The following is a 26,199-nucleotide window of genomic DNA, read 5'->3' as shown; positions in this document are numbered from 1 at the left end:
ATTTTTCCTTGTTTAATAAATTTATGTCTTTTTTTCAGCTTTTAAAATATATATTTACTCAACTTTCGCACCTAATAAAACAGTGTGATCAGTTGGTTGAACTAGTTTTATGGCCTAATCAATAGGTCCATTGACAATTTCATAAATGAAAAAAACACCTCATTCTTTTGGTATAGTGAGATTATCGAGAAATCACTACCACATAGAAGAGGTGCCTACTAATATGATAGATCATAACCATGATAATAATCAACTACCTAAAGAACTTCGCTCTGTTTTCTCAGAGCTAGAGATTTTCAAACACTTGCGTAATGCCGGCATTCAAAAGTCAGTGGGTTTCAGCTCTTCATACCTATTTCAAATTGTCTTTTGTTTGATTTTCCAACATAGAAATTGGTTTTCTCTTTTAGAATCAAAGAAAGCGGAGCGCTATCCAGCTAAAGATGCCGTGTACCGATTCTTAAATCAATCCACGTTCAATTGGCGACGGTTTTTACTAGCTTTCAGTGCCTCTACGATTCAAAAAGTGGGACACCTCACGGACCAAACTCGTCCAAAGGTGTTTATTATTGATGACTCATCTTTTGATCGAAATCGCAGTAAAAAGGTAGAGCTTCTCGCTCGCTGTTTTGATCACGCCTCACCAAAAATGCGTTTTTACAAAGGTTTCCGAATGCTTACATTGGGCTGGTCAGATGGCTACACGTTTATGCCGGTTGATTTTTCTTTACTCAGCTCGAAAAACTCTCAAATAAATGGAATTCAAGCGGATATCGATAAGCGTACATCTGGCTATAAACGCCGTGTAAATGCGTTACAAACGGCTCCTGAACAAATTCCAGCTATGATTCAGCGTGCGCTTTCGAGTGGAATTGACGCAAGTTATGTCTTGATGGATTCTTGGTTTACAATGCCACCTCTTATCAAAGGAATTGTTGACCAAGGGATTGATGTCATCGGCATGGTAAAAGCAACGAAACAGCGCTATTCCGTGGCGGGTCAGCTGGTTGATTTAAAGAAGCTTTATCATCTAGCGCAGCCCGTTCAAGATAAAAAGAGCATCCTTCGTTCCATTCATTGTGTCATGTCGAACGGGACACCTATAAAAATTATATTCATTCAAAATCGAAATAAGAAAAGCGAATGGCTCGCCATTCTCAGTACCGACTGTACGCTTTCCGAACAAGAAATTGTGCGAATTTACGGCATGCGCTGGGATATTGAGGTGTTTTTTAAGACGACTAAATCTCTTTTGAAACTCCAAAAAGAGTTTCAAGGTCGTTCATATGATAGCTTGATTAGCCATACAACGATTGTATTTTCTCGCTATATCGTACTGGCTTGGCAAAACCGCTGCAACACCGATGAACGGACATTAGGTGGGCTTTTTTATGAATTATGTGATGAAGTCAATGAACTAGATTGGGCTGTGGCTTTACAGCAATTGATCGAGCTTTTTCAAGATGTCCTGAAACAGACCAATTCCAAACTCAAAAAGCTAGTCGAAAATCAACTACAGCAATGGATGGCTGGTTTACCTAGTTACATCAAGGCTTATTTGCCGATTTCGCCCTGCGAAAGTTGAGATATTTATTAAAGCACTATCAATTTTAATGATATGTATATAAGCTTGATATATAAGACCTCTCTAGTGCATATTTAAAATAAATAGCTCGCACAATATATACATTAACAAATAATCATTCCCGTATCTAGTACAATTTCAGTATTCAAGACTGGGGACTTGATATTTTAAAAAACGTATTTTCCGGGAAAAGGGGAGATACATTACAACGGATATTTATCTTGATATATGGACTATCGAGATATATGATTACTTAAAATGTTGGGAGTGTTCAGTATGGAGATACCTTCATTTCAGCAAGCTGTCGGTTTTAGTGTTGGCGATACCCTATCGTTATTTTTGTTACGCACTCTTCTTGATCAATCTAACTATTCAAGAGCACTGTATGAGCAATTTAACTCCGAGTTTCCGGGGCGTTCAGTTTCTTACGAGTATGTCGCACGTATGGCTAATACATTAGAAAATAACGGCTTCCTTCTCTCACAAACAGAAGGTCGAAAAAAGTTCTTTCAAATTGCCGAGGAAGGGAAAGTCCGACTTCAGGAATACAATACAATTTATGCGAATCGATTTAGCGAAGTTTCGACTGTCATCGATCGATTCTATTATTTTCTTACGAAGAATGGCCTTCCATCACAAGATAACATTGAGCCGCTACACGAAGATTTTCGACCGTTTATATCGAAGCTGTTATCTGTCAAAGATGTCGTTCGATTTATGGCACTCAGACTCAGCTTACACCGCGACTCTTTCTATATGGCTGAGGTGCAAGGCCAATTGAATAGTTTGTTTGGCTGGGCTCCATCTAATGGCTACTTGTACAATGTCGCACGTGAAATGGAAGAAACCAATTTGTTAGTAGGTTTTTGGCCAGATGAAAGAAGGACTGTCCGCAAACTATATAAAACGGATAACAGTGAGCAATTCTATGAGATTGTAGCAGCTTCATTGACTGAACGGATTACCCAGGTTCGTAAATACTTGCATTATGTTTTAGAATTGGTTTGAATTAGAAGATTTGAATTGGAATAGAGGAGGTTCAAAATCGTTAAAGGATTTAGCTGTTAGGAAACAGATGTATGCTATAATTGCAGAGTAATAGAATAGGTGACTCAAGGATGGTCGGCTCACTCCCCGCGAAAGGGGGTGGTGCCAATGTCAGTATTTGAATCGTTAATGTTCGCAGTAGCTTTTGCAACATTAGTTGTGTTGATACTAACATTCAACCATAAAAAATAACCCATCCTTGAGTTAGGGCTCATAGGGATGGGTTATTCTCACTCCGTAAGTGTCGATCCTTTTGTAGGGAACCTACTATTGCATTGACCGTTCGGAATTCCAGTTCCGGGCGGCCTTTTTTATTCTACTCAAACTATATCTTTAGTATACGTCTAAAAAACAACTCTGACAACAAATTTGTACCTATTCAATTTAAAACATATCTTACTAAACAATCTAATGGTTGCTCTTATAATATCGCAAGTGAAATGGGAGAAGCTTTATTGATCCACTAGCATCTCTGCAAATTTCTCCGGCTCCTCTGTAAATGGAAAATGGTTGCTTTCATCAAATGTAATCAACTTCGAATTCGGGATTGCATTAGCCATTTGCTCGGAAAAAGTATGCGGACATTGGGCATCATGTAACCCACAATAAACAGTTGTCGGTATCGAGATGGTTGAAAGTTGAGCCGTTACATCATAGTTCGGCAACTCGGTGTATGAGTAATAATCAAGTCTTTCTGGAACGGTACTTCCACTGTTTGGTTTATTGAAATACTGCTCGTAGTTTTCTGGGAGGTAAAGGGACATTTCAATCCACTCACGACTTAACGGGCGCTTTTCCTCCACGAGTGTTCCTGGATGATTGATAGTCCTAATAATTTCTCTTAGACGTTCGTTATTTGGGTTCTCTTGGCAATAAATACTACCAGGGTGGTTCATATATTCCTTCGAGGCAGCAGCTCCGCCAATAATCATTTTAGTAAGTGATTCCGGTGCTTGGATGGCGTAGACAAGGCCAAGCATTCCGCCTGTCGAATGGCCTGCAAATGCCCATTGGTCAAATTGCAGGGAAGTTCGTATCGCCTCCAAATCCTTAACCGCCACTTTCATGCTTAGATCGTCCTTATATACCGATTCAACCGAGTTTCCAGCTCCTCGTAAGTTGACGAGATAGACGGTATAATGCTCCGTAAATGGATTAGCAAACGTGTTACCTTTTTCATTGTATGCACTATATAGATGTGTCACACAAATGGGTTCACCTTCACCTTTTATAAACACTTCAAAAGAACCTCTTGTTGTTTCAATGAACTGCTGTGTCCACATAAACTCTTGCCTCCTGATAATATTTCATAAAAAATAGCTTATTTCCATAAACGCTCTACATGACTCAACTCATTTTCTACAAAACTTAATTTATAAATATCATGCTTGGTTGTGCTTTTCCAGAAATCATAGCCATATTGCTCATCAAAATAGTTCATGATTATGGTCATGATGTTTCCGTGAGTTCCTACAACTATATTTTTTCCTTGATAGTCAGTTAGCAATTGTTTAATAATGGGGATTGCACGTTCTTGTGCTTGTCTCATTGTTTCACCACCGGGTAAACAATAGTCCCTGTCATCATAAGATTTTTTTATAGCTTGTTCTATTTCTTCTGCTGGTAGCTTGTATGCTCCTTTTACTGGTCTTTCTTTTAACCCTTCAAAAATGGTGATTTCCATCCGATATTCATCAGCGATTCCTTCGATTGTTTGAATTGCCCTCGTATATGGGCTTGAGACAATAACATCAATTTTTTCTTGTTTGAACCGCTCTGTAATTTTATTAGCATCAAATTCACCTTGTTCTGATAGTTTCCGAGTTCTTTCTTGACCAAAAACAAATGGCGATTCTGCGTGCCTAATCATAAACAATGTCGTTTTCATTTCAATCTCCTTTCCAGCGATAACTGATTTAACGTATTTTAAAATTGCATAATACCCAACTTATAGTGTAATGTGATAGATTTATTATAAGCCAAGAAGAACTATTTGGAAATTTTTATTATTATTTCACTGAGGAGTTGAAGAAATTATGTTATATACAATGATTTTTGATATGGACGGTACACTATTTCAAACAGACAAGATATTGGAAATGTCGTTGGAGGAAACTTTTTATTACTTGAAATCTGAGGGATTATGGGATAAACCAGCTCCTGTTGAGGAGTACCGTGAAATTATGGGCGTGCCCTTGCAAGTAGTCTGGGAAACGTTAATGCCTGACCATTCGAATGACATACGCGCTAAAGTGAATGTTATTTTTCTCGGAAAACTAATTGAAAACATTCATGCAGGCAAGGGGGCACTGTATCCAAACGTCGAGGAAGTTCTTGACTATTTGGCAACAGAAAATTATTCACTATTTATTGCTAGCAATGGTTTACCAGAGTATTTAGCAGCAATCGTCGACTATTACAAGTTAGATAGATGGATTAAGGAAACATTTAGTATCCAACAAATTGAATCACAAAACAAATCCGATTTGGTTCGTACAATCATCGAAAAGTATGATATTGAAAAAGGTGCTGTCATTGGAGATCGATTATCTGATATTCAAGCAGCGAAAGATAATAACTTGCTGGCAATAGGCTGTAATTTTGATTTTGCTCAACAAGTTGAACTAGCGCAAGCTGATGAGGTTATTGATGATTTAGCGCAATTAAAGGATCTTGTAGCTGTCAGAGGGAGGTTGACTACGTGAAAGTCAGATGTTTAACCGCACAAGATGCCGAAGCTTATCTAGCTATTAGGTTAAAGGCTTTACAAAACAACCCCGAGGCATTTGGCTCAAGCTATGAAGAAGAGAAAGGTCAGCCAGTCGAAAAGTACATACTTAGGTTTCAATCCAATGATTCCATTACTGTAGGTGCTTTTGTGGATGATCAGCTTGTTGGAGTGGTTACGTTGTTTAGGGAAAGCTTGGCTAAGCTCCAACATCGCGCAAATATTATCGCGATGTATGTAGCTCCTGACCAGCGTGGATTAGGAATTGGTAAGTCTCTGATGGTAGAAGCTATCCAAGTCGCAAACAATTGGGCAGGCGTGGAACAGGTTTATTTAACAGTGGTCACGACCAATGAATCTGCAAAAAAACTATATGCTTCATTGGGCTTCGAGGTTTTTGGCATAGAGAAAAGGGCATTAAAAGTTGTCGATACTTATTTTGATGAAGAGCATATGGTGTTGTTTTTATAAATTTCAGTAGCGACTTAAGTGTTGGTGTTATTTACCGAAAAAGAATATTTGCAGATGAAATTAATGATTGAAAATAGGGAGGTGTGAATGTATGCATGATATTAACGAAATGGAAAACAACTCATTTATAATGGAAGTAAATGCTCCATACTCTTTAAACTATTTAGTGTTTATGCAAAATATTTTTGAAAACAGCAAAAATAGTGATGGGATAAGACCGTTATTTCCGTATGTTGATAGTTCGAGATGGGGTTTATTACAAAATGAAAATTTCACCAACACATTTAGGGAGATATGGAACGAAGTAATCGGTAAAAATAAGCGTTTAGATGATCATTCTAGCATGTTGGAAAATGAAAACACCTTATATCAACGGCTTTTTGAGAACAATGAGAATGGGCGGTTTGGGTATTCTGAAAGTATAAAGTTATTTTTGTCTTGGTGGGACGGGATTTATGGGAATATTGCAATCCAAAAAGTATTTGACGATGAAAGCATGAATAAAATCTATTGGGAGCTATCAAAATTGATAGAACCAACTACTGATATAACCATCACTAGACGATTAAAGATTGATTTAGTATATGATCAACAACTGCTAAAGGGGAAAATGGCTGACTCGTGGTATGTAGTTGTGCCGATAGAAGATATATTTGTACTGAAACCACAATTAGTGCCAAGCCTATTAAAAAGTTGTGAAATTACTGAATAAAAGAGGGGTTCTCCTGTTAAAAAAACTGAAAATGAATTTACTTTTTTCTATCACTATCTTGTTATTGCTTGCTTATGTTGTAAACGATGCATTAAAAGATAATAGTCAAGAAGTTGAAAAGGCTCTTCATTCTTTGAATCAACCGATATCCAAAATTATATACACTAAACAATTAGACAGAAGTCAAGCGATTGTATTTTACGAAAGTTCTGCTGGGGGCATAGAGTCTTTTGGAAATGCTAGATTCAAGAAGACTCTATTTGGTTGGCGACTGGTTGGTGCTGTAAGTGGTCAAAACCCTGAAGGCTATAAATTAAGCTGGAGCTTTTCCAATTTGACGTTTGATTTTTCAGGGTATACAGATTTAATAAGTGGGAAAATTTTTGACGCTGGCATTAAAGAAGTACGTATTGTTACTAAGAATGGAGTCGAATACAGTGCTGAAATTATTGAGCATAACAATAATGAAAAGTACTGGTTTTTAATCAGTGAGGGGGAAGAACTGCTAGGTGCTACGATTACAGCTCTTTCTCAAGATGGAGAAATAATTGAACAGATGACCAAGTAGAACGTGATTTTTAAAAAATGGGAGGTGGAAAATTGGAAATACTCATAATTGCTGCGTTTTATCTAAATCCGATTTTAGCGATTGTATTTTGTTTGAATTTAGTAGCAATAATTAAGAAGATGAGCGCTGACAGTAAAAGTGACACATCAAAAAATACCTTTTGGCTGACCATTTCATTTATGTATATCGTTTGGTCAATAACAGCAGCTGCTTTATTCGCTTATTAATGAACAAGATGCGTATCTGCATGGGATAACAGAAGCTATCAGGTGAAGGTAAGGATGTGAGTAGGGTGTTTGCCAAATGCATTACATTTCACGACTTCGGTACGCCAGAAGATGTGTTACGTGTTGAGGATAAAATGATTCAACCTCCTTCTACAGGGGAGATTCTCGTAAGAATGAAGATGCGGCCTATCAATCCATCTGATTTAATCCCTATAAAGGGAGCCTATTCACACCGTATTTCTTTACCGGGCATTCCTGGCTACGAAGGTGTTGGAATTGTAGAAGATGTGGGACCAGGCGTTTCTCAGACGCTCTTAGGGCGACGTGTCCTACCATTGCGCGGGGAAGGAACTTGGCAAGAATTTGTTACAACCCCAGCAGATTTAGCTGTTCCTGTACCAAAGACAATCGATGATTTTACAGCAGCACAACTGTATATTAACCCGTTAACAGCGTGGATTATTTGTACTGAAGAATTGAAATTGAAACAGGGCGATACATTACTCGTCAATGCATGTGGATCTGCGATTGGACGTATTTTTGCACAGTTAGCAAAGATTGTGGGTTTTCGATTGATTGCTGTCACAAGAAATAATACTTATACAGAGCAGTTACTTCAACTGGGAGCTACGCATGTCATAAATACTTCGGGAACCCCATTACAACAAGCGATAATGGATTTAACAAATGGTTATGGAGCAACGGCTGCCATCGATTCGATTGGAGGATCAGCAGGTACGGCTTTAGCATTTTGTGTTCGCGCAAATGGTATAATTGTCACTATTGGGCTCTTGTCTGGTGAGCCAATCAACTGGGCGGACATTATGAATCATGCAAAGGTTCATGTGAAGCTATTTCACCTTCGCTACTGGAATCAGTGTGTTTCAGTCGAGACATGGCAAAATACTTTTCATGACATCATCCAATTCATTCACAATGAAAAATTACGATTGATGGAGCCGGGATTTCAATTTGATTTAATAGATGTGAAAGAGGCTGTTCGGATGGCGGATTTTTCAAAGGGGAATGATGGGAAGGTTTTTTTGACTAGTAGGTAATGAAGGAAATTTATTGCATAAAAGTGGGAGTGTAGACAATGCCACTAACTTTTGCTCACCCAGCAGCCATACTGCCATTCTCAAGAAAGAGTAGATATATTCATTTTTCTGCATTGGTATTGGGAAGTATGGCTCCTGATTTTGAATATTTTTTAAAAGGTCGGCCAATGGGGGAGATTGGACATACCTTTGCTGGATTTGTTTGGTTTAACTTACCGTTAGTAATTCTTATATATTTTATTTATCGTATATTTGTACATGAAACGCTATTCAGCCACTTACCGATTTGTTTACAAGATTCTCATCCAAAAAGTATAGATTCTAATGGAATAGTGAAAATAGTGGTATTTTGTTATTCTGCATTGTTTGGAATGGTGACCCATATTGTCTGGGATTCTTTCACGCATATCAATGGATATATGGTACTGGAATTCCCTGAATTCTTCACTTTTAGTGCTAATATTTATGGCTTTTCGATACCTTTGTATAAGTTTTTACAACATGGAAGTACATTATTAGGGCTAACAATCATTTTGATTTATATGTATGTTAGAGCTTCATCTCAAAAGAATCATAGCCGGAATCATGTTTCTACTAAACATAAACTTATTTTCTGGTCTTCTACATCACTTTTGGCGGTAGTATTTGTGTTTCTATGGTATCTGATGGACTATGTTTCAATTAGTAGTTACGGGGTAGTGGTAGTTAGGATGATTGACTCTTTTTTACTGAGCTTATTAGTTAGTTCTTTGGCTTTTAAGTATAAATTGTCTGGGATTTATAAGGGGGATTAACACAGGGGTGAAGCGTTGCACAGTAGATTGTGAAGTCATTATTTCTCCTTATCTGAAGAACGTATGTATGGTATAATTAAACATGTAATAGAATAGGTTTTTCAAGGGTGGTCAGCATCCTGTTACTTGTTTCGGTCATGGACTATTTCCTGACAGAAGGGGGTGCTGCAAAGTGACTACATTCGAGGTGCTTGTGATCATGATTAGTTTTTCTTCACTAATCGTTACTGTGATTGCATTGGCGTATGATATGTCGCAAAAGAAATAATCCACCCTTGAGTTTCGCGACCCAGGTGGATTATTTCATCTTGTGACGCTGACCCCATGATGGGAACCAACTATTACATTGATCGTTTTGATGTTAGCGCATCAAAACGATCTTTTTTATTCTAATCAAACTATATATTCATTATACGTTTGAAACACAACGTTGACAACTAAATTCACTTTTATTTGGATCATTGCATTCACAATTTTATGGGCATAACTTCAAAATATTATGTAATAACCGATAGAAGAATTAATTGGAAATTTTAATAAATAGACGGAGGTAATCGTGATGAGAATTCAATCTACGAACCCTGTTACAATGGGCTATGTCAAAACACTAAAAAATGAAGAAACAAAAGAGCAAAATCTCGCCCACTTAATGTTGGATGAGGATGAGCTAAAGAACAATAAACCTAGATTTGAAGTTAGAAATGAAGGGGGATACATACGTAAATATGTTGTGAAAGCCAATGGTGATAAAATCCTGATTATGGAAACGAAACAAACCGAGGCACAAGAAGGAATGCAGTCGAATGAAACAGGCGATTTAATTGACATTGCTCATGATATGCTGATGAAACAGCTCGAAAAGTCATCTGATTCTTTACTACAAGAGAAAAAGCCGACAGCGGCGTGGGACAAAGAAAGCGGGATTACAAAATATAAAACAGGTATCTAATATGGGAGGAATCGTCATATGACCATCAATGCAGTCGAACCTTATCAAACAACAGCTTTATACGCAAAAAGTACTGCTGTGAAAACAGCTGCCACTGGAGAACAAGTATTTAATGTGCCCAAAACAGTAGCGACTACACAAAAAGATTCTTCTACTGTTTATGAAGAGCTTTCTGGTAAATATGATGTTCGGAATGCGACGTTCGATGAGATTGTTGCAATATCCAATACATTATATGAAGCAGGAGAAATATCTTTAAAAGAACATGCTCTTATAACATTTGATTATGAGCGTGCGACTAACTATTTAAAACGAAATGCACCAGGTGTTCCGGCCAATTTTAATATGTATGAAACAGCAGCTAACGGTATCGGCCAAAGAGATTGGATTGCCGAATTTGGTGCAAGAGCATCAAGTAATTTCAAGTATGGAAACTTAGTCGGATATCAAACCAATTCTAAAGTTCTTGCGATTTTGCAGAAGCTTGATACTCGACAAGACTAGTGAGTCACAACAGGGTAGCACCTATGTCATTCGAATAATGACATAGGCGCTACCCTTTTCATTCCTAAATATACTCCCCGAAGCCTTCTGATTTCCACGAATGAATGGCATGACGCTCCTTTTCGAATACTTTCTCCAAGTAAATCATCGTTGTTTCAATCTTCTCATGCCCGAGAGAGCGCATAATGTCATATATATCTACGCCGTTGAGCTTGGAAATAATCGCAAATGCATGTCGAAAAACGTGAGGTGTGATCGTCATCGTTTGATCGGATAACTTCAGTTGTTCTAGACTAGTAATTTCCTTTTTCACGTATTGCGACAAATAGGAAGGGGAATAGGCGCGACCTGTATTCGTTGTAAACAGAGGGTCTTCCAGCTGTGCTTGTTCAATGGGCAACAATCCCCGTGCTTGACGGAAACTCCGAATGCTATGAACGACTTTTTCTTTCAACGGCACATGCCGCCTCTTATTGCCTTTCCCTAGCACATCTAAATAGTAGCCTCCCTGAATAGCATCTACCTTCAAATCCTTTACCTCTAACGTACAAAACTCTTCATTCCGAATGCCGGTTGTTGTGAGAACATGAATAATCGTAAACATAATAGGTTGCTGTATATCTCGAAATGTATTCAGCAGTGTCACAATATCCGCTGGGCCTAAATCGCGATTCGGCCGGTCGTCTTTTCGAACCGACGCAATTCGTAGCCCTTCGTGAATCGGTTGCCGAATATAGCCCACCTTATGTAGAAATGAAAAAAATGCTTTCAGTATCGTTGTTTTTCGTTCAAGTGTAGCCGGGGAGTACGGGCCATTGCGAATTACATGCGGACTATGGGTCGCTAACCACTCCTGATACCTTCGTAAATGACGCGATTGGAGTGATTTAAACAGAGAGCCTTCTATTATATAGGTCATATCTACGTCAATTTCTGCACTATACGTGAAAAGCTGTTCAATGAACAATAGCAACTCGCGCTCATACTCCCGTACCGTCCTTTCTGTACGATTATTTTCTTGATTTAAATGGCGACGTTCGTAAAGAAACCATTTCATCATATCAGAATCGGTAAAATCATGAAAAGCCGGCTGGCCATTTTTCTCCGCCTCATCCAAGCAGTTTTGGAGAACAGGAAGTGTAGAAATATTTCTTAATTCATTTTTTATATCGATTATTTGGAATTGCTTGTTTTCTACAAGTGAAAATGTCAAAGTGAACCCACCTTTTTATAAATCTTAAATTTTATAAGTTAGTCTGTTTTAATACAATTCTAAATTATAGAGATACATTCAATTTTTTCTTACTCATCCAGTTTACCATAGTTTTAATAAAACATAAAAAAAGTATCCATTTGTTTATGTTTAGTTTAAGTCAAATAAAATAGTTTTGTATTCAAATATGTATACCTATAGCTATTTGATTTATAGTAACTAAACCAATTTGAATTTAATTTGTAATTAGATTATACTTAATGAGAAAGTTATAACTATTTAAATGAATAAAGAAGCGCTTCAATTATTTACATAGGTAAAATAAGATGAAAAAGTCCATATTATCTTTTATTTATAAAAAGATCATCAACAATACAGGAGAGATTGCATTGAATGAATGGTATACCAGACAACAAGTAGCGGACATACTGGGCATTTCGAAGGCGACTGTCTATCATTACGCCAAACAAAAGAAAATTATCAAAATAGAAGATCCGCATCGTCTTATACGTGAAGCGAGGTACAAAAAGGAAGAAGTAGATGCACTAGCAGAAGAACGAAAACGACATCAACCAACAGGGTTGCGACCTTCCGAACTCGCCAAGCAATTAGGCGTGACGACGCAGCGTATTTATACCTTGATTCAAGAGACTGAGTTACCTGTGGATGAATTGCCGGTTGGAGATGAGCGGACGATTTATTCTATCCCAAAAGAAACGGCGGCGTGGATTCGGCAGGAGATCGAGCGAACTGCCTCTGTACGGGGTACACGTGTTGAATTTTATGATGCTAAATTCGATATCGCACTGTATCAGTGTTTCCGCACCCAGCAAGGTCAGGATATACGTGTGTTGCGTAACGATAACCAGGAGTGGGGATTTTATTTGCAATCACGCACATGGATTCCTTTTGCGGATGGTGTGAACGTCTTTCAGTATGAGGCGGTGTACCCGATTCATCAGCCGAATCACAGTGTAAGGGGCTATACTGATTTCTCATTGCCAAAGGATTTAGAGGAATCCTTTGATTTCCTCGATTTTGTGTACCAGGTATGGGGAATTGAAAACATTCGTATCCGTGAGCAAGAAGGGCATATCGATTTATCGATCAAAAGTGGGGTCGTGGTATTGGGCATACCCGTTCCAGAAACTTTTACAGAAAGTATGATTGAGAAATTACTTGTCTTAGGTGATGTCGTGATGGAAGAAGGACAGTGGACGCTGATTAGTGGCTACAGGAGGACAACATTTGACTTACCGAACAATTTGTTGGATGAATTGCAGGGAATTGCGAAAGCAAACAATCTGTCGATGAGTGAATATGTCGAGCTCGCGGTGCGAGAGAAGATGGAAGGAGAATAGGCTAACGACTAAAAGATCGAATGGGGTATGTAGTTACCTCATTCGATCTTTTGGTTGTGTGTAATTCTGAAAATTCATCAACCTATAGCTTGATTCATCCTCAAATTAAGGTGTTTTATCAGAAATTAAGGACAGTCACAATAATCTGTTATATAGTACTTATCAATAAGTATTATTGTTTCAATACAGGGATGTTGAAACAATTTAAAAAATGGAGGTGAGTAGCATGGAACAGATGAAGATATTAACGGAAAAACATTGTATAGAGTGTGGTAACAAAATTATCGAAAAGCATGAATCAGTACTGTATGAATGTGAGCGTTGCATTGGCAAGCATGAGCATTGAGTAGAATCTCTATTTCCTAGATGACAGGGAAATAGAGATTTTTTGGTTTTGCTGTTAGCGGGAGAAATGGTAAGATTAATCTTGACAGAATGGAGCTCGTGTCTATTGGAAAATGACAAAATCCTTTCAGATGGCCAATATTATAATACCGTTGTTATGGGGAGATTTAATAGATAAGGCCTTTTTCATATATTCCGTGAAAAGCCAAATGTACAGATACAAAACCCGTAAAATAAAAAATATCCACCATGAATTCTTGTCATTGAAGGATTCACGGTGGATATTATTATTTTATATACGATTATTCAACATGTCTTAAGCGATTAATATCTCGTTCTTGTTTAGTAGATTTTCGGAAGATTAAATCAAGGTCAGTCTCAACGAAACGTAGTGTGCGGTCTACTCGGCCAAAACGTTTTATTGTATCCTGTTCGAGTTTTTCTAAGTTCAGATTGGTTGCCCTAGCAACTTGAAGAAGTTGTTGAATATGCTCACCTTGACGGAGCTACTCTGTCTCAATCATTGTTACACTTTTGTAACTCAGTCAAAATTAATTCAAAGTTTTGCTCACTCAATTTCATAGCCTTCTTAAAATATTCTAACCTCATTATATCACATCATGTAAGGGGTTCTTCTTCATAATCCCATTGAAATATCCAAAAAAGAAACAGAGAAACTGACTTATACTTTTAATAAGTATAAGCCAGTGAAATCAATCTGTTCTTAATTTTGAATAGATATTGAGGTCATGAAATTGTCCATTGACTCTTTCAGTCTGTCTTAATGTCCCCTCAAATGTAAAGTTTAACTTCTGTAAAACTTTGATTGAATTCACGTTTTCAGGATGTACTTTTGCTTCGATTCTGTTTAATGCTAACGTCGTGAATGCATGCTTTACTAAAGAATTAATAGCTTCTGTAGCATATCCCTTACCCCAAAATGCTTGAGCAATATCATAGCCTATTTCAGCTTTTGCATGTTCGAAATCTAAGGAATTATACCCACAAGAACCGATAATTTCAGTCGATTCTAGTTCAACTATGCTAAAGCGTATAGCCTCGTTAGCTTGTGCAAGTCCATCTAATAATTCAATCATCTCTTTTGCTTGGTTTTCATTTGCAAAACTACTGATATTCATAAATTTAGTAACGTCGGGGTCAGACCAAATGCGAAACAAACTAGACGTATCCGACACTTTCATTTTACGTAAGTATAACCTTTTTGTGTGTAACTCTGTCATCAATACTTTTCCCTCCATTGTGTTTTTGTAGTTGGGTTAAAGATATTGATATCTGCGCATAGTTCAGTCCCTTCCGAATAAAATACAGTTTGATTATACAATTGGAAAATAGGGAATGCAAGTCGTTGTTCCATCTAGTTATGAAGTAGTTCAAAAGCGAATGGAAAAATCTCCTTGTATAGTTTATCTATTCATAGTATACTACTAAAATTCTAACTATTTACATTACATGAATAAGAAACATCAAATTGTGCAAGGACGTGATCATGATGAGCTTGATTGTAACGAAAGAGCTAGCCCAAACCATTGAGCTATCAGAAATAGACGCCTTACATTCACGGCTAATGGCTATGCAAGCCATTGAAGGGAATCCAATGGGCGTTGACATCCAACAGTTTGGCAATGCCACCGCATTCTCTGTAAAAAACATACCTGGTCCCTCCTTTAATACAGTGAAAGGGTTAACAGATGGGGATGAGCAGTTTATGGATCAACTTATCGAGTTTTATACCGAGAAAGAGATACGTGTACGATTTGAGTTGACACCTGCACATGCCTCACCAGATTTGTTGGCACATCTTCAGCAGGCTGGATTTTATCATTCTGATTTTCATACGTCTCTGTATGGCTCGCTCATACAAAGCGCCGTAACAGTTGATGAAAGAATCACTATTCGCCGCCTGGAGAGTCATGAATTTGATTTATTTGCGGAAATTTATGCAAAAGGTTTTCAAATGCCTACATTTTTACAAAGTGGGATTGCTCAAAATAATGTAATCCTACACGGCAATGACCACTGGACTTTTTACCTTGCCAGTTTGGACGATGAACCTGCCGGAATTGGTGTGTTGTTCGTAAAAGATGGAATGGCTACGCTTGCGGCGGCAGCTACTGTTCCACATCTACGAAGTAAAGGGGTTCAACAGGCTTTGATTCATCAACGCATCCAGCATGCAACAAGGCTACACAGCAGATTAATTGTCGGGCAAGCCGAATTTGGGTCAGTTAGTCAAAACAATATGGAGAGAGCAGGAATGAAAATTGCTTATACGAAAGCGATTTGGGTACAACAATAATAATAGTTGGGGGAGATCTGTATGTTTACTTATAAAATTGATGACAAGACAGAATTGAAAATGCTAACACTGCAAGATACGGAGTCATTATTTATGTTAACAGATCAATCACGAGAACACTTAAAAGAGTGGCTACCTTTCATTGATTATACGAAGACCTCAGCAGACACAGCAGCATTTATAACTTCGACTATGAAACAATTTGGTGATAACAATGGCTTTCAAGCAGGTATTTGGTATGAAGGAAAACTTGCGGGAGTCATCGGGTTTCATAAAATTGATTGGAGCAACAAATCGACCAGTATAGGCTATTGGTTAGGGAAGGGCTTTGAAGGTTCGGGGTTAATGACCAAATCGGTTAAAGCCTTTGTCAATCATGCGATTATTGAACTCGGCTTAAATCGCGTGGAAATCCGAGCGGCCGTAGAGAATAAAAAGAGTAGAGCGATTCCAGAAAGACTAGGTTTCACAGAGGAAGGATGTATTCGCCAGGCTGAATGGTTGTATGATCATTACGTGAACCATGTTGTTTATGGTATGTTGGCAGAGGATTGGCAAAGGAAACAGAACCAATGATTGAATTGATGAATGTAGGAGGTTTTTCATATGACTATTGTACAAGCAACAATAAATGACCTGGATGCGTTAACCGAACTTTTTGACCTGTATCGTCAATTTTATCAGCAACCATCTGATTTGGATGGCGCAAGGACTTTCCTGAATGATAGATTAAGCAATGAGGAATCTATTGTCTTTTTGGCTTTGGATAACAACGAGGCAATCGGCTTTGTTCAACTCTATCCATCGTTTTCATCCGTCAGTATGAAACGGACATGGGTGTTAAACGATTTGTATGTGAAAGAATCTGGTCGTGGTAAAGGCTTTGGTGAGGCATTGATACGGAGAGCGATTACTTTTGCAGTAGAGGTGGGTGCAAAGGGGGTACTGCTTGAAACAGGGAAAGACAATATAACAGCACAGAGGCTGTATGAGAAAATTGGATTTGCCAAAGAAACGAATTACTTTTACTTTTTTAGTGTGTAATACTAAATACGTGGAGGCAGTCACATGACTGGAACGAAGGAGCCCGAGATGAAAAGTTCAGTGGATCAATTAAAAAGTCGTGGCTATATAACAATTGAAGATGTAGAAAGTCATATGAATCATACAAAGTCTGAGTGGCTAGAAATGATTCAGTCAAAAGAAGCTTATCAACGCACGATTGCCGTAAAGCTACTATCTGAAAAATGTGATGTAGATGATGAATTGATTCAACTGTTTCTACAGAGGCTTGTACAAGAAAAAAAGCTGTATACAAAGATTGAACTATGTGATGCGTTAGCAAAAGGCGGTGTTCAAGCTGCCAAACTAATGGTCAATTATTTAGGACGAATAGGAAACAATCAGCATCAGGCATTACCTACAAAGGCTTTCAATAAAAACAGTTATCCATTGCCGAGAGATATTATTACCAGAACGTTGGCGCATATGAATCCAGATATTTTACCTATTTTATTGAATGTACTTCAAACAAATCAATTACCTGTAATAAGAGAAGTCATTGATGCTATAGGATTCATCTGTTTCTACAACAATCTACATACCGATAGTCAAATAAGTGACGCGCTTATGCTCTGTTTGAAAAATTATGCTTATGATGATGTGATTCGTTGGAAGTTGGTTAGATCATTCGAGAGTTTCGATGACAGCAATGTAATCCATTCACTTGAGGACATTGAACAAAATGATAGCGAACAAATCATCAGAGGCGAAGCGAGAAGATCACTGAACATGATTAGTGACCGAATAAATTCTATATGAATGATTATCATTATGCGGCAGACATAGGTGCTCAAGCCACTAATAGGTTGAGCACTTTTGGCGTTGTCTATATATTTTTACCATTCACATCAAACTCACCGTTAACCTGAAATCTGAAATTCTGATATAAGTAGGTGGCTGAATGGTTGTTTTCGTATGTGAAACGTATAGGGAGTAATTAATAATTACGTAACCTTTATCAGGTCTACCCGTCAAATCAGCTAAAGGGGGGAATATCTCTTATGAAGCGATACCTAGTTTTCCTGTTAATTGTCTGTTTGACCTTAGTGGGGTGTGATGCAAAGGATAGTGCGGTTAAAGGGCAAGTTGATCGACGAGGGGTCATTACTGAAGTCGATGTGACTGGAAACCGTGTGTTGGTGGATGATTCAGACGATGGGCTTATTTGGCTGACTTTACCTAGTTTTTATGACATCACAAAATATGAAGTGAATCAGGAGGTTGTTGTATGGATAGATGGCGGCATCAAAGAATCCTATCCCGCTCAAGCAACAGCACGAAATATTGAAATATTAAAGGTGGAGGAACTATCATCCGATGCGTTCGATTATAATAATCATGCGTTTCCGCCTAATCTAACTGGATTTGTTGAGATAAATGGCACTCGTTATAAAATGGCAAAAGGCGGCTTTAAGTGGACAAGAAAAAATCAATCCATTATGACAGATGCTGCTAGTCCAACGCAAATTGCGGAAAATTTGGAGCCCATTATCGTTGAAGCCAATAGCGAGGCCATCATTGTGATTGAGCAAAACCCTATCCTGAGTGTTTTTATCTGGGATACGGATATTGAACAACAGGCTGTCACTGTAGAAGAAGGCCATATCTCACTGCCTGCTACTAGCGGCAATACAATCTACGAAGTCGTAGCGAAATGGGAGAATGGTAGAGTTTCGTTTACATTTGTTGTAGAAGTAAAATAATGAGTTGCCGTAACCATTAGTGAGTAGTTTTTCGAACTGCTCTTTTTGACGTGAAATAAATTCCCTTACAATTGTAAGCGTTTTTTTGTAGAGGATATGATAAGATTCTAACATAGTCCTTTTTTCAATGAAGGCAATATAGTTCCTTCATTTTACAATAAAATAATAGCTAGTCCATAGCAGAGATGAGGTGTCCCAATGAGCAAATTAACGAAATCATCGTCCGATAAGATTTTATTCGGGGTTTGTGGAGGAATGGCGGATTTTTTCAATTTACCATCGTTGATTGTAAGGCTACTATTTGTTTTTGTGCCAGGATCCATTGCTGTCTATTTAATATTCGCATTATTTTTGCCTAAGGAGTCACTTTAATAAGCGTTTAAAAAAGAGTAGTGTTAACACCACTCTTTTTTGCATTGTAATATTCTTAAATTGAAGGTATTTTTTCATTGTCTGTATGGTAGAATTCTAAAGGAATATTATTTAAAAATGTAAGCAGAGAGTAGGAAGTTGTTTGAAGAAGCAAGAATTAGCAAGAGGTTTGAAAAATCGTCACGTGCAACTGATTGCGATTGGTGGAGCAATCGGAACAGGATTATTTCTAGGCGCAGGAAAATCAATTCATTTAACAGGGCCGTCGATTTTATTTGCTTATCTGATCACAGGTATTGTCTGCTTTCTAATCATGCGTGCACTCGGAGAGCTACTCTTAAGTAATTTGAAATACAATTCGTTTGTAGACTTTGTACAAGATTATATGGGCAATATGGCAGCATTTATCACGGGGTGGACGTATTGGTTCTGTTGGATTTCTATCGCGATGGCTGATTTAACCGCAGTTGGACTCTACACGCAATTCTGGTTCCCAGACGTGCCCCAGTGGATGCCAGGTCTTATCGCACTCGTTGTGTTGCTGATGATGAACCTTGCGACAGTCAAACTGTTTGGGGAAATGGAATTTTGGTTTGCCTTAATTAAAATTATTGCTATTTTAGCACTCATTGTCATTGGTGGTTATATGATTTTCAAAGGGTTTACGACTGATGCAGGAACAGCAAGCCTCTCTAATTTATGGAGCCATGGCGGTATGTTCCCGAACGGAGTGACGGGCTTTATACTGTCCTTCCAGATGGTTGTGTTCGCCTTTGCAGGTATTGAGTTGGTAGGATTAACGGCTGGAGAAACAGCAAACCCTGAAAAAGTAATTCCAAAAGCGATCAACAATATTCCAATTCGGATTTTAATTTTCTACATTGGCGCATTGACTGTCATTATGAGTATTTACCCGTGGGATGCTATCAATCCAACGGAAAGTCCATTTGTACGCGTCTTCATGGCTGTCGGAATCGCAGCTGCGGCTGGTATCGTTAATTTTGTGGTCCTGACATCCGCTGCCTCTGCATGTAACAGCGCCATTTTTAGTACTAGCCGGATGGTTTATTCACTCGCGAAAGATAAACATGCGCCTATCCCTTTTACTAAATTAACAGGCAATAAAGTACCTTCTAACGCTTTGTTCTTTTCAACGATTGTCATTCTGATAGCTGTTGTACTGAACTATGTCATGCCAGAAGGCGTCTTTACGCTTATCACAAGTATCTCGACGGTGTGTTTCATCTTCATTTGGGGTATTACAGTTATCAGCCATCTGAAATACCGTAAAAGAAGACCGGATTTAGCTAGAAGGAGCAAATTTAAAATGCCGTTTTACCCACTTTCCAACTATTTGATCTTGATTTTCCTTGCATTCGTGCTAGTTGTGCTAGCACTGGCAGAAGATACACGCATCGCGTTGTTCGTCACGCCTGTGTGGTTTATTTTGCTGATTGGGATATATAAGATGCGGGGAGTTCGGAACTGACAATTTTCCGCAAAATAATTATGAGAATAATTCATTGATTCTATAACAAAATGCGAAGTTGCTGGGGAAACGATCAGCAACTTCGCATTTTGGTTAAGAGATATTTACATGATGATTTTTTTCGCCAATAAACCAAGCACTAATCCGAGCAATATGGAAGCTAAAGTTCCCAATAAGAAGTATTCAGCCCAATTTCGATCATCTAATTGCTTAAAACGCGCAATCGACTTTGCCGCAATTATGAAAGCAATCGATGGATACGCACCTACAATCGTTAATGAAATCACTAGTAATCTTTCTACGTAGCCAATTAACCTTCCACGTGAAGGTAGGGGATTGGAATAGGTAAGGTAATGGTATTGCTCTGTGAAATTACTATCAATCTTAGACGGATGACTAGATTTTTCTTTCGTTAATTGATTAGTAAGCGTAAATTCCCCTTCGAAATTTACAAATTCCGAAGGCAGCGAGCCTACCAATAAATTTATTATGTGACCACTCACACTTGTAGCCAAAATAAAAAGAATGACAATAAAAAGAAATGTATTGAGCACGTCTAAACTGCCGATTTCATTCTCCTCACTGAGCAATTGTAGTAATCGGGTCACTATCTTTGGCGTGGTCATATGAAAGAAAATCATACAGGTGATCAGCAACATCGTAATATGTAATAACTGGTCTACCAGGAAAAAACATAACTTTTTTAAACTGTTACTATCTTTTGCTTTGATGGTATCCAACAGCTTTATTTTCAATATATCAATCACTAGATGCGACACGACTATAAAGGCTAGGGGAAGTAAGAGATAGCTGAATATATTCGTAAAGTGATGAGAATACCCCCAGATGATTACGAGTGCTAGTCCAGTTGTAATTAGATGGTGGAGCATATGCTTCTTTAAATTCTTCATCTTGTTTTTTACCATGGCATCCGTTTGTAGCCAAAAGTCAGCTACTAAATGTGCAAGAAGTAACAATAAGACTATCATCGTTTCTCCCTCCATTTCTAATCAATTGAAAAATACTCATGAAGATTAGCGCTCACACTCCGCTTGATATTCTGTTGCAGTTGATTGTTGATGACTTGGTGAGCATGTTCGCTTTCTGGCTGCAACGAATTCAATACTTTGACAACATCATGAAATGCACTTGTAATAGAGTCATAATTCCCTTTTTTTAAATGGCTTGAAATAGTCGATGCAGACCGACTAAGATAATGACTTATTCTATTTTGTTGGTCAAGGACGAGAAGCAAAGAACAGACAAGTGACTGAATAGCTGTTTGTTCTTTTATTTGATCTTGTTGTAATTTTAAAATCATATTTAATAAGGTCTCAAATTGGCTTCTAAAGAGGTGATACCCTTCAAAGGGGTTTTCATTTAGAAAATCAGCTAACTCAAAATTGAACTGGCCCCTATTTTGCTCTTGGTGTTTTAGCAAGTCGTTAGCATGTCTTGCTTGCTTCATGAAAGGATGAATCCAAGTCTCAATATCGAGAGTATTGATGTTTTCCTGAATGTCGCCAAAAGAGAGGCCAAAATAGGGTTTATGATCTTTGAATGCCCATAGTTGACTAATGTAAAAGGCAAGTGTGTAAGCTGTTGCATAGCCACTACTGACGACCACGATCTCATCACCAGAACGATGGATGACTTGAGTCGTTGTGATATCCCTCGTCCAGATAGCTATCCTTTCTTCTAACTGCTGAAGATACTTACTTAATTCACCGCCAATGTCTCCTTTGGAAGAATTGCTTACGTCCATAATAAAAACAGAAACTGGGTAAGTCATATAAATCTCCTCTCAACTGATTTGTAGTGAATGGCTGGTTAAATCACCATATTAATTCGTCTATTCAAACGAATATAACACCATTTCGTCTATTCAGTCAAACTTACTTAAAATTCTACTGTATAGACGAAATTAGGCGACGCTCATTGAGCTAAAGGTGACATAGGAACGTCAAGTGCTTAAGAGTTAATAATTAGTACGTTAGACGATGCCGAGAACGCTTCTGGGCGAGTGATATGAAATTGATAACAAATACTTAAGGGAACTGGATAGGTCTGATCCTCTTCTAATTTTCAATTAACGGAACATACAAATCAATCCGTTTAATTGAATTAACGTGTTTATTCGGATGACGAGCACCTTCCTCTAATGTGGGGGATTCGTAACTAACAATAAAGGACCATTGCTAGTATGAGTAGCAATGGTCCTTTATTTTTATGACATAAAAATAACCCACCGTGGTCCACATTGTCAAGAGGCGTGGTGGGTTCTATTACCTACAATATACACTGACCATTCAAATGTGTACAGTATTATTTTATATGTAATCATTTGGTGGTGGAATCTTTCAAACAGCCTGCTTAACAAAGTAATTGGTTCAATATTATGATAAAATCATTCATAATACGATAAAAATCTTGTTTATCCTATCGGCTAAAAGAAGGGAGACGAACGATGATAGAGCATTTGAAAAAATATTTACAAACCTTAAAAAAGAAAACTATATCCATCGACGAACTACAAAGCTTCTCGGCTAACGCAAACATACCCTATGAGCAATTTGTTGACATGATACAATCACTTGAAAAATCGCATGTCATAACGATGGTCAAAGCACATGGTCGCACATCACGTCCACCATTTTTAGCGAATACATACCGTATTCAACAAGCAGCCCTAAAAGAAGATTATTTTGTTCAACTTCAGCAATTACGATTGGAATTACATAAACAGATTCGCTTAGATCGCTATTTCCGACTTAATGAAAAAGTAATGCAACAAGATCTCCCTTATCTGCGTAAAATTCATCAATATCTTGTAAACAGCGGTTTGCCAACTTATGCGGTACCTGCCCCTGAACGCAGTTTTGAACTTGTAGGTGATGAAAAGTGGATTGAAGAAACTGGCGGTGCCGAGTGTCTAAAACGAGTAGAGCTGTGGGATAAAATGAATATTATGCCCGTTGGAGATCCATTGATGTTTGCTGTAAACGGGGTAAGAATAAATGAAAACCATCACATTCATCTGATTGTAGAAAATAAGACGACCTATCAGGGATTGTTGCCTGCACTAAAGGACAGTCGATTTACAACTTTGATTTACGGAAGTGGTTGGAAAGTTGATAAAGGGATGGAAAGTTTCCATGAGCAATTGCTGGTTAACGGGGTACATACTTTTTATTATTTTGGTGATTTAGATCGGACGGGCATCTCGATTTGGTATAAACTACACCAGGCATTCGATGTATTACCGGCACGTGCATTTTACGACAAATGTCTTCAATGCCGACCGTCCCTAGGGAAAGAAACTCAAACAATCTTGGACGGTGCACTCGCTTCTTTCTTATCCTTTTTCCCTGAAAATGAACATTCGAACATAATACAAATGCTTAAAACCAATCATTATTTACCCCAAGAAGTATTGAAAACACGCGAGTTACAAATGATTTGGAGGGTGTGGAGTGATGCAATTTTCTGATACTTTAACACTGAATTATAGTGAACGTGTGAGACGTCTTGCCCTATTCGAGCCGTTATTTGAACTGGATCGCCTACAAAGAAAAGATCTCAACGGTAAAACAATTCCGATGAAAGATTTTGGGTTTCTAACGCTATTGTTCTTTTTTGAACATAAACTGATGCGTAATCAGAAGGTAAATGCGGCCGACTTAGGAGACTTTTTAAAAGAAATGACAGGCGATCGACTGTCCATCTCTGACGATAGTTATCTTCAAATTGCCCGCGAGATCATTATGAAATTTCGTCCATCTGGGGGAAAGTGTATTGTTCCCTATTACAATTGGGAAACCAAAGTGGAGGAATCTGTTCAATTTTCATTTCTACGTGATAATGATTTTCAAAAAGGCATCCAATATTATACCTTAGATGAAGATGGACTCGAACTCGTTTTTGCAACCCGAGAGTTTTACAGTGAGTTTCAATTATCGATTCATCAACTAATGCTACGAAAGCAGCTTGAGAAAGGGGAATTTAAAAGTGCACTTCGACAAATGAACGAAATGTTTATCGAAGTCGAACGATTAAATGAGCGAATGTTGAAGGTAGGGCGTGAAATTAAACGAAATATCGTCTCTAGTGAAACTTTTTCTCGTTATCAAAAATTGCTAGAAGATATTTATGATCGTTTAAAAAGGGAAAATGAGGAATTCGATGAGCTAACGACTTTTGTTAAAGAGACGCAAGATCATTTGTATTATGAAAATATAGAACAAGAAGAACGTACAGCCTACCGCTACATATTAGAAATCGCCAAAGAGCTAGAACGTGTTCATGGCGAGCATGGTGCATTGTTATTTCAATGTATGGAAATGAAAAACACAGCATTAAAGGCAGCACATGAATCCTTATACTTTTCAGGTGTCGCCTCATTTAACTTTGAGCAAGACATTACAACACGTCTATTAAACAGTCCCGCTGCACTTGAAGGTGTCAAAGGACTTGCTGCACCGTTTGGTTCACTTGAGCAAATAGAAGTATGGTCTCCTTTGACAATTTTTGAACCTCAATTGATTGGGAAAATAGAAGAAGAACAAAAGACTTCTGAATTTCTAGTTGTCGATGAAGAAGAGCAAAAAATGAAATATGCCGTAATTCAAAACGAAGCATATGGTGAAATCATGCGCCTATTAATCGTAGAATTGGAAACGCAGCCGTCATTACTCTTTTCTGCTTTTATAGCTAGTGTAGTTGACACAAACCTATTGGATCATCGATTATTTTATGAATTTTTACTCGTGTTACATCAACGCTCACCTTTACATACTTCACAATCATTTGAAGAATCCACAACAGAACATGCTTTATCGTCTATATTTTCTTTGCTTGGTAATCGTACACTTACAATCACCGAGCAAAAAAAGATTTTACAAGTAACTGAGCGTTATTCAATACAAGAAATGCTATTTCAATTGGAGGGAGGCGTGGAAGATGTATGATGAACAAGCCATTTTACGGGCTTTCACAGTGTATGCCGAATTGACGAAAAATGGCGTGCTGGAAGGGGAACTTTTTGAAGACTATACAGCAAGTGAAGACATTCGAAGATTGATCGAACAGTTCGTGAAAGAAGTAGAATGTACAACTGTTGTTGCGGGGGATCAAATGTTCCTTGTGCCCCTTACACGCCACTCATCGTTTCATTACTCGAATGAAACAATGAAAAGAAAATATTTGAAAAGCCAATCAACAAATGCCGATTTGTATTTGCTCTACTTTTCGACACTCGTTTTCTTCGGTGAATTTTATAATAGTTATGCGACGACAGAGGCAACGATTGATTTTTTGCGTATTGATGACTGGGCACGCAGCATGAATCAGCGAATCACCTTTTTAAAAGGGCATGATTTAGAAGCATTAGCTACGTTGGAAAAGGAATACTCTTATAATTGGTTAGCAATTGTTGAAAGATGGGACGGACTTGATGATTTGAAAGAAACCGCCAAAAGACAAGTTGGTAATACACAAAGTCGGTTAAGTTTTCTAGATTCAGTAAGTCGTTTTTTAATCGCAGAAGGATTAGCAACATGGATTGGTGAGGGTGAGCTTGCTTTAACTGAAAAAGCAAAAGTTATTATCCAAAGTTATTTCATGGAATACGAATACAACCGTGCTATTTTAGATTTTCTTTATGCACATGAATTGAATAAGGAGGTTGAGGAGTAA

General features: G+C 37.9%; 30 protein-coding genes. 24 read left to right on the top strand and 6 right to left on the bottom strand.

Annotation, left to right across the window (positions count from 1 at the left end; translation table 11 throughout):
- The first annotated feature begins 223 nt into the window (after positions 1 to 223).
- Positions 224 to 1,585: an IS4 family transposase gene (locus N1I80_RS10905; protein WP_340737452.1), complete on the top strand. Its 1,362-nt coding sequence runs from the start codon at positions 224 to 226 to the stop codon at positions 1,583 to 1,585.
- A 276-nt stretch (positions 1,586 to 1,861) separates the two neighbouring features.
- Entirely contained in the window at positions 1,862 to 2,593 is a 732-nt protein-coding gene (locus N1I80_RS10900) for a hypothetical protein (protein ID WP_340737895.1), read from the top strand.
- Positions 2,594 to 3,084: 491 nt separating this feature from the next.
- On the opposite strand, the gene N1I80_RS10895 is transcribed toward N1I80_RS10900, so the two are convergent.
- Both N1I80_RS10895 and N1I80_RS10890 read right to left on the bottom strand, forming a co-directional pair.
- Complete coding sequence (locus tag N1I80_RS10895) at positions 3,085 to 3,915, bottom strand: alpha/beta fold hydrolase (protein ID WP_340737894.1); 831 nt, start codon at positions 3,913 to 3,915, stop codon at positions 3,085 to 3,087.
- Between the two features lie 38 nt (positions 3,916 to 3,953).
- A complete protein-coding gene (locus N1I80_RS10890) occupies positions 3,954 to 4,520 on the bottom strand; it encodes a histidine phosphatase family protein (protein WP_340737893.1) in 567 nt (188 codons plus the stop codon).
- A gap of 148 nt (positions 4,521 to 4,668) precedes the next feature.
- Here N1I80_RS10890 and N1I80_RS10885 point away from each other — a divergent pair, with 148 nt between their 5' ends.
- From N1I80_RS10885 to N1I80_RS10840, 10 genes are all read left to right on the top strand, one after another.
- On the top strand, positions 4,669 to 5,337 hold the full coding sequence (locus tag N1I80_RS10885) for an HAD hydrolase-like protein (RefSeq protein ID WP_340737892.1): 669 nt from the start codon (positions 4,669 to 4,671) through the stop codon (positions 5,335 to 5,337).
- Complete coding sequence (locus N1I80_RS10880) at positions 5,334 to 5,831, top strand: GNAT family N-acetyltransferase (protein ID WP_340737891.1); 498 nt, start codon at positions 5,334 to 5,336, stop codon at positions 5,829 to 5,831. The genes N1I80_RS10885 and N1I80_RS10880 overlap by 4 nt, the downstream gene beginning before the upstream one ends.
- 91 nt (positions 5,832 to 5,922) lie before the next feature.
- Complete coding sequence (locus tag N1I80_RS10875; protein WP_340737890.1) at positions 5,923 to 6,543, top strand: group-specific protein; 621 nt, start codon at positions 5,923 to 5,925, stop codon at positions 6,541 to 6,543.
- On the top strand, positions 6,527 to 7,111 hold the full coding sequence (locus N1I80_RS10870; protein ID WP_340737889.1) for a hypothetical protein: 585 nt from the start codon (positions 6,527 to 6,529) through the stop codon (positions 7,109 to 7,111). The genes N1I80_RS10875 and N1I80_RS10870 overlap by 17 nt, the downstream gene beginning before the upstream one ends.
- A gap of 32 nt (positions 7,112 to 7,143) precedes the next feature.
- A complete protein-coding gene (locus N1I80_RS10865; protein WP_340737888.1) occupies positions 7,144 to 7,338 on the top strand; it encodes a hypothetical protein in 195 nt (64 codons plus the stop codon).
- Between the two features lie 65 nt (positions 7,339 to 7,403).
- Complete coding sequence (locus tag N1I80_RS10860; protein WP_340737887.1) at positions 7,404 to 8,396, top strand: zinc-dependent alcohol dehydrogenase family protein; 993 nt, start codon at positions 7,404 to 7,406, stop codon at positions 8,394 to 8,396.
- 38 nt (positions 8,397 to 8,434) lie between these two features.
- Positions 8,435 to 9,190, top strand: coding sequence for a DUF4184 family protein (locus tag N1I80_RS10855; RefSeq protein WP_340737886.1), 756 nt, complete (start codon positions 8,435 to 8,437; stop codon positions 9,188 to 9,190).
- Between the two features lie 172 nt (positions 9,191 to 9,362).
- Positions 9,363 to 9,458, top strand: a complete 96-nt coding sequence (locus N1I80_RS10850) for a putative holin-like toxin (protein WP_340737885.1) — start codon at positions 9,363 to 9,365, stop codon at positions 9,456 to 9,458.
- Between the two features lie 291 nt (positions 9,459 to 9,749).
- Positions 9,750 to 10,139, top strand: a complete 390-nt coding sequence (locus tag N1I80_RS10845) for a hypothetical protein (protein WP_340737884.1) — start codon at positions 9,750 to 9,752, stop codon at positions 10,137 to 10,139.
- Between the two features lie 18 nt (positions 10,140 to 10,157).
- On the top strand, positions 10,158 to 10,643 hold the full coding sequence (locus N1I80_RS10840) for a hypothetical protein (RefSeq protein WP_340737883.1): 486 nt from the start codon (positions 10,158 to 10,160) through the stop codon (positions 10,641 to 10,643).
- Between the two features lie 64 nt (positions 10,644 to 10,707).
- Here N1I80_RS10840 and N1I80_RS10835 read toward each other — a convergent pair whose 3' ends face one another.
- Positions 10,708 to 11,856: a tyrosine-type recombinase/integrase gene (locus tag N1I80_RS10835; protein ID WP_340737882.1), complete on the bottom strand. Its 1,149-nt coding sequence runs from the start codon at positions 11,854 to 11,856 to the stop codon at positions 10,708 to 10,710.
- 389 nt (positions 11,857 to 12,245) lie between these two features.
- On the opposite strand from N1I80_RS10835, the gene N1I80_RS10830 reads away from it, so the two are divergent.
- Positions 12,246 to 13,217 carry a helix-turn-helix domain-containing protein gene (locus N1I80_RS10830; protein ID WP_340737881.1) on the top strand — a complete coding sequence of 324 codons (972 nt, stop codon included), beginning with the start codon at positions 12,246 to 12,248 and terminating at the stop codon, positions 13,215 to 13,217.
- Between the two features lie 226 nt (positions 13,218 to 13,443).
- Entirely contained in the window at positions 13,444 to 13,563 is a 120-nt protein-coding gene (gene yhfH / locus N1I80_RS10825; RefSeq protein WP_340737880.1) for a protein YhfH, read from the top strand.
- A 712-nt stretch (positions 13,564 to 14,275) separates the two neighbouring features.
- Here yhfH and N1I80_RS10820 read toward each other — a convergent pair.
- On the bottom strand, positions 14,276 to 14,806 hold the full coding sequence (locus tag N1I80_RS10820; RefSeq protein ID WP_340737879.1) for a GNAT family N-acetyltransferase: 531 nt from the start codon (positions 14,804 to 14,806) through the stop codon (positions 14,276 to 14,278).
- Positions 14,807 to 15,072: 266 nt separating this feature from the next.
- Between N1I80_RS10820 and N1I80_RS10815 the strand changes: the two genes are divergently transcribed.
- The 7 genes from N1I80_RS10815 to N1I80_RS10785 all read left to right on the top strand — a co-directional run bounded on the left by N1I80_RS10815 (position 15,073) and on the right by N1I80_RS10785 (position 20,505).
- Complete coding sequence (locus N1I80_RS10815; RefSeq protein ID WP_340737878.1) at positions 15,073 to 15,879, top strand: GNAT family N-acetyltransferase; 807 nt, start codon at positions 15,073 to 15,075, stop codon at positions 15,877 to 15,879.
- A 21-nt stretch (positions 15,880 to 15,900) separates the two neighbouring features.
- Positions 15,901 to 16,455, top strand: coding sequence for a GNAT family N-acetyltransferase (locus N1I80_RS10810; protein ID WP_340737877.1), 555 nt, complete (start codon positions 15,901 to 15,903; stop codon positions 16,453 to 16,455).
- Positions 16,456 to 16,485: 30 nt separating this feature from the next.
- Complete coding sequence (locus tag N1I80_RS10805) at positions 16,486 to 16,923, top strand: GNAT family N-acetyltransferase (protein ID WP_340737876.1); 438 nt, start codon at positions 16,486 to 16,488, stop codon at positions 16,921 to 16,923.
- Between the two features lie 24 nt (positions 16,924 to 16,947).
- On the top strand, positions 16,948 to 17,700 hold the full coding sequence (locus N1I80_RS10800; protein WP_340737875.1) for a hypothetical protein: 753 nt from the start codon (positions 16,948 to 16,950) through the stop codon (positions 17,698 to 17,700).
- Positions 17,701 to 17,942: 242 nt separating this feature from the next.
- Entirely contained in the window at positions 17,943 to 18,644 is a 702-nt protein-coding gene (locus tag N1I80_RS10795) for a DUF3221 domain-containing protein (RefSeq protein ID WP_340737874.1), read from the top strand.
- Positions 18,645 to 18,842: 198 nt separating this feature from the next.
- Positions 18,843 to 19,016 (top strand): PspC domain-containing protein, encoded by a 174-nt coding sequence (locus N1I80_RS10790; protein WP_340737873.1) that lies wholly within the window; start codon positions 18,843 to 18,845, stop codon positions 19,014 to 19,016.
- A 142-nt stretch (positions 19,017 to 19,158) separates the two neighbouring features.
- Positions 19,159 to 20,505 carry an amino acid permease gene (locus N1I80_RS10785; protein WP_340737872.1) on the top strand — a complete coding sequence of 449 codons (1,347 nt, stop codon included), beginning with the start codon at positions 19,159 to 19,161 and terminating at the stop codon, positions 20,503 to 20,505.
- 104 nt (positions 20,506 to 20,609) lie between these two features.
- Here the strand turns inward: N1I80_RS10785 and N1I80_RS10780 are convergent, their stop codons facing one another.
- Together N1I80_RS10780 and N1I80_RS10775 are read right to left on the bottom strand one after the other, a co-directional pair.
- Positions 20,610 to 21,494 carry a DUF3307 domain-containing protein gene (locus N1I80_RS10780; RefSeq protein ID WP_340737871.1) on the bottom strand — a complete coding sequence of 295 codons (885 nt, stop codon included), beginning with the start codon at positions 21,492 to 21,494 and terminating at the stop codon, positions 20,610 to 20,612.
- A 17-nt stretch (positions 21,495 to 21,511) separates the two neighbouring features.
- Positions 21,512 to 22,297: a hypothetical protein gene (locus N1I80_RS10775; RefSeq protein WP_340737870.1), complete on the bottom strand. Its 786-nt coding sequence runs from the start codon at positions 22,295 to 22,297 to the stop codon at positions 21,512 to 21,514.
- Between the two features lie 675 nt (positions 22,298 to 22,972).
- On the opposite strand from N1I80_RS10775, the gene N1I80_RS10770 reads away from it, so the two are divergent.
- From N1I80_RS10770 to N1I80_RS10760, 3 genes are read left to right on the top strand one after another with little or no spacing between them, the layout of a single operon-like run.
- The gene (locus tag N1I80_RS10770) at positions 22,973 to 23,995 is read left to right on the top strand and encodes a Wadjet anti-phage system protein JetD domain-containing protein (protein WP_340737869.1); all 1,023 of its coding nucleotides are present in this window, start codon (positions 22,973 to 22,975) and stop codon (positions 23,993 to 23,995) included.
- Positions 23,982 to 25,472: a replicative DNA helicase gene (locus N1I80_RS10765; protein ID WP_340740028.1), complete on the top strand. Its 1,491-nt coding sequence runs from the start codon at positions 23,982 to 23,984 to the stop codon at positions 25,470 to 25,472. Before N1I80_RS10770 ends, N1I80_RS10765 begins: the two co-directional genes overlap by 14 nt.
- Positions 25,465 to 26,199: a DUF6063 family protein gene (locus N1I80_RS10760; protein WP_340737868.1), complete on the top strand. Its 735-nt coding sequence runs from the start codon at positions 25,465 to 25,467 to the stop codon at positions 26,197 to 26,199. The genes N1I80_RS10765 and N1I80_RS10760 overlap by 8 nt, the downstream gene beginning before the upstream one ends.

This window comes from Sporosarcina sp. FSL K6-3457, assembly GCF_038007285.1.
Taxonomy (GTDB): domain Bacteria; phylum Bacillota; class Bacilli; order Bacillales_A; family Planococcaceae; genus Sporosarcina.
The sequence above is the reverse complement of the archived record's forward strand: the minus strand, read 5'-3'. Positions and strand labels throughout refer to the sequence as shown.